The sequence below is a fragment of the Candidatus Poribacteria bacterium genome, from assembly GCA_021162805.1.
Lineage (GTDB): Bacteria > Poribacteria > WGA-4E > B28-G17 > B28-G17 > JAGGXZ01.
On sequence record JAGGXZ010000029.1, the window covers coordinates 1 to 3,543 of the forward strand.

Sequence of the window (3,543 nt, forward strand, 5' to 3'; positions counted from 1 at the left end):
AAAGCGACAAGTATACTCCTGAGCAGAAAGAGAAGATATGGGAGGATTATTTGATTACCCTGAAGCACTATGAGGAGGTGATGGCGAACCCTGAAAAGCTTAAAGGATATTCGACCAGTGAGCCTCATGGCGACATCATAGATCCTGTGTTATCCTATCCCACCTGGGACACGCAGAGGATAAGGGAATATCTCATCGAATCGGGTATCATGATACCCCCCGGAGGAGACCCTACTCCCCTTCGGAGAGACGGAATGGGATCGTACGGATCGTCCCGTCATTTCCGCGGATAAGCTCCTCGATGCGCATCTCAACCCTCGGATCAGCCGCTACACTCAGGGGAAATAAGAGCGAATTCGATTGTGATAACGAAGGGTCTCCGTTGCGAAGTTCCCCTCCAAACTTGAATCTAAGCCGTAAATTGGATAAAATACAGGCGATGAAAGCCGAAAAACTTTTCCAGGAGGAGATAGGATGGGATTTTTGAACGCTGCGGTTATCCTCCTCTATTGTCTTGTAAACATAAACTCGCCCGTGCAGACCGATTTCGGCCTGTATGAACCGTATCAGGCGGATGTGTCGCCGAGCATATCGACCTATCCCATATCGGGGGGGCTTGAAAACGTCGTCAACGCATCTCAGTTCAAGCTCACATCATCTCAGAAGGAGCGTATATCCCGCGAGGGATTCATAGCCATACCGTCCGACATGGAGCAGATCTTCGAGATCTATAAACTCCTCGCCGAAAGGGGACAACCTATCTTCGTCACCACCGACTCCGTCCTACACGCTTTCCACATACTCTACGATTACGCCCTAAGGGTGATGGAGTTTGAAAGGTTCTATTCGGACCTCGACCTGCTGATCTCTGAAATGCTGAACCGCTCGATCGATGAGTATAACGCCTCCGCGGGGAAACTTGCCAAAGAGGCGGCGCTCAGGAATATCGCCTTCTTCGATGTGGCTGAGCGGCTTATGGGGAGATCGGAGGAGATACCATCTGAAGCCAGAAAGCTTTCCGATGCTGAGCTGAGACTTATCGAATCCCATTCCGGAATATCACCGTCACCGATCTTCGGATATATGGAGGATTATTCCCAATACATCCCGCGCGGGCACTACACCAGAAACGATAAGTTCAAGAGGTTCTTCAAGGCGATGATGTGGTTCGGCAGGATGGGGTTCAGGTTGAAAAGTGAGTCTGAAACTCTCAGCGCGATCCTCATAGCGGCCGCCCTTCAAGGCGAGACGGACGATGGCAGGCAGCTTATGGATCTCTGGGATGAGATCTATGAGCCGACCGTCTTCTTCGTCGGCAAGTCTGACGATCTGACCGTCAGACATTATATGAGCGTGGCCCGCAAGGTATATGGCCCTTCATTCGATAAGCTTTCACCCGATCAGATGGCGGAAGGGTTGAATCGATTCATAGAGGAGGCGCAAAACCTGGAGGATCCGCTTATAAACTCGTCGATCATCCTCCAGGGATCTGACCTCGCCGCCGAGACCAAAGGATTCAGGTTCATGGGCCAGAGGTTTATCCCCGATTCTTATATGTTCACCCAGCTCGTGCATAGCCATGTCCAGAACAGACTACTGCCGAAAGGGTTGGACGTGATGGCCGTTCTGGGAAGCGATCGGGCCTATGAGATATTAACAGGCTTCTACAACGAGGACAGATTTCCAGGATATGTTCAACAGATCGAAAGGCTAAGGAGTGAATACGCTAACCTGCCTTCAGAGGTCTGGGCTCAGAACCTATATTGGAACTGGCTGTATTGTCTGATGCCCCTTCTTGAAAGGAAAGATGAGGGATATCCGACCTTCATGCGGAGTGACGCATGGACCGACAAGGAGTTAATCACCGCTTTGGGATCATGGGCGGAGCTGAGACACGACACGATACTCTACGCCAAACAGAGCTATACTAAGATCACCGCCGTTCCACCTCGGCCGGAGTTGAAGGTGGGATACGTCGAGCCAAATCCGAAGCTGTATGCGAGGCTCGCCTCGCTGGCGAGATTCATGAGAAGGGGACTTGAGGAGCGGGGGTTGCTGCTGGATGAGTTCGACTGGAAGTTGAGAGACCTGGAGGAGCTGCTCCTGAAGCTTAAGGGGATTTCGGAGAAGGAGCTTCGAGGTGAGAAATTGAGCGAGGAGGATTTCGAGCTGATATTCGAATACGGCAAAAAGCTGGAGGCGCTGAACACCTTCACCTCCATAGATCAAGCGATAGAGAATGAGGAGGATAAGAGCATGGCGCTGGTGGCCGATGTCCACACCGATCCAAACACCGGCAGGGCACTTGAGGTGGCCGTCGGCAGGCCGATGTGGCTCTATGTGGTTGCCCCGATCAACGGCCAACTTTGGCTGACCGTCGGAGCGATGTTCTCGTATTATGAGTTCACACAGCCGATATCGAGGAGATTGACCGATGGGGAATGGCAGGAGATGCTCAGATCAGGTCAAGCGCCCAGACAGCCGGAGTGGACCTCCTCATTTCTCCTCAGCTCCCTGACCGATATCCCGTCCGAAAGATGTGATTTAAACGGCGACGGAGCGGTGGATGTCCTGGATCTGGTATCGGTGGCGAAGGCATATGGCCGGGGCGGGGACGAATCGGGGAAATGCGATGTCAACGGTGATGGAACGGTGGATATATTGGATCTGGTGCTTGTGAGCAGGGCGATAAACCTCAGATGGGCCGGCGCCATGGTCGAACGGATAATAGCGGGTAAGCCGACGTTGCTTCCAAACTATCCTAATCCGTTCAACCCTGAGACCTGGATACCGTTCTGGCTGCCTAAAGACGGCGAGGTGGAGATCAGGATATACGATATCACAGGCCATCTGATAAGGAATATAGATCTGGGTCGAAAGCACGCCGGACTTTATATGAGCGTTGGGAAAGCGGCAAGGTGGGATGGCAGAGATAACACCGGCCAGCCGGTCTCCTCTGGAATCTATTTCTGCGAGCTTCGAGCGTGCGGGGGAGTCGATATCAGGAAGATGATTCTCGCCAAGTGAGGAGGTGTCCTCAGATGCTGAGGGAGATGTGCAAATCGAAGATTCACAGGGCCACCGTAACGGAGGTCGATTTGAACTACGAAGGGAGTCTGACGATAGACGAGGAGCTTATGGAGGCTGCCGATATAGCGCCTTATGAGAAGGTGCAGGTTTATAACATCAACAATGGAGCTAGGTTTGAAACCTATGCCATCCCCGGTGAGAGGAGATCGGGCGTTATATGTGTCAACGGCGCAGCAGCTAGGCTCGCTCAGCCGGGGGATCTCATCATCATCGTGACATATGCGCTTTACGACGAGTCCGAGTTAGAGAAATTCTCCCTAAAGGTTGTGTTCGTGGATTCGAGAAACAGAATCGTTCAGGTTTCACCCTAGATAATATCTCACCATTGGGGATGGTTCATAGTTATGGTAACAGATTTCAGAGAGCTTGAGATCTGTCCATCAGCCTCAGCCCATCTGGTCTTGAATGGGAACCTCCAAATGAGGTACAATACCTCATCAATCCACAAAAAAT

At 51.8% G+C, this 3,543-nt stretch carries 3 protein-coding genes; all 3 read left to right on the plus strand.

Going from position 1 to position 3,543, the window contains the following annotated elements; all coding sequences use genetic code 11:
* Nucleotides 1-293: hypothetical protein (locus J7M22_02085; GenBank protein ID MCD6505392.1), on the plus strand; the 293-nt coding region annotated here is incomplete at its 5' end.
* 181 nt (nucleotides 294-474) lie between these two features.
* Nucleotides 475-3,027: a DUF3160 domain-containing protein gene (locus J7M22_02090; GenBank protein ID MCD6505393.1), complete on the plus strand. Its 2,553-nt coding sequence runs from the start codon at nucleotides 475-477 to the stop codon at nucleotides 3,025-3,027.
* A 14-nt stretch (nucleotides 3,028-3,041) separates the two neighbouring features.
* Complete coding sequence (locus tag J7M22_02095) at nucleotides 3,042-3,401, plus strand: aspartate 1-decarboxylase (protein MCD6505394.1); 360 nt, start codon at nucleotides 3,042-3,044, stop codon at nucleotides 3,399-3,401.
* The last annotated feature ends 142 nt before the right edge of the window (nucleotides 3,402-3,543 follow it).

What these genes read in the sequence shown, in the direction of transcription:
- J7M22_02090 (MCD6505393.1), top strand. Translation starts at nt 475, where the DNA reads ATGGGATTTTTGAACGCTGCGGTTATCCTCCTCTATTGTCTTGTAAAC.
- J7M22_02095 (MCD6505394.1), top strand. Translation starts at nt 3,042, where the DNA reads ATGCTGAGGGAGATGTGCAAATCGAAGATTCACAGGGCCACCGTAACG.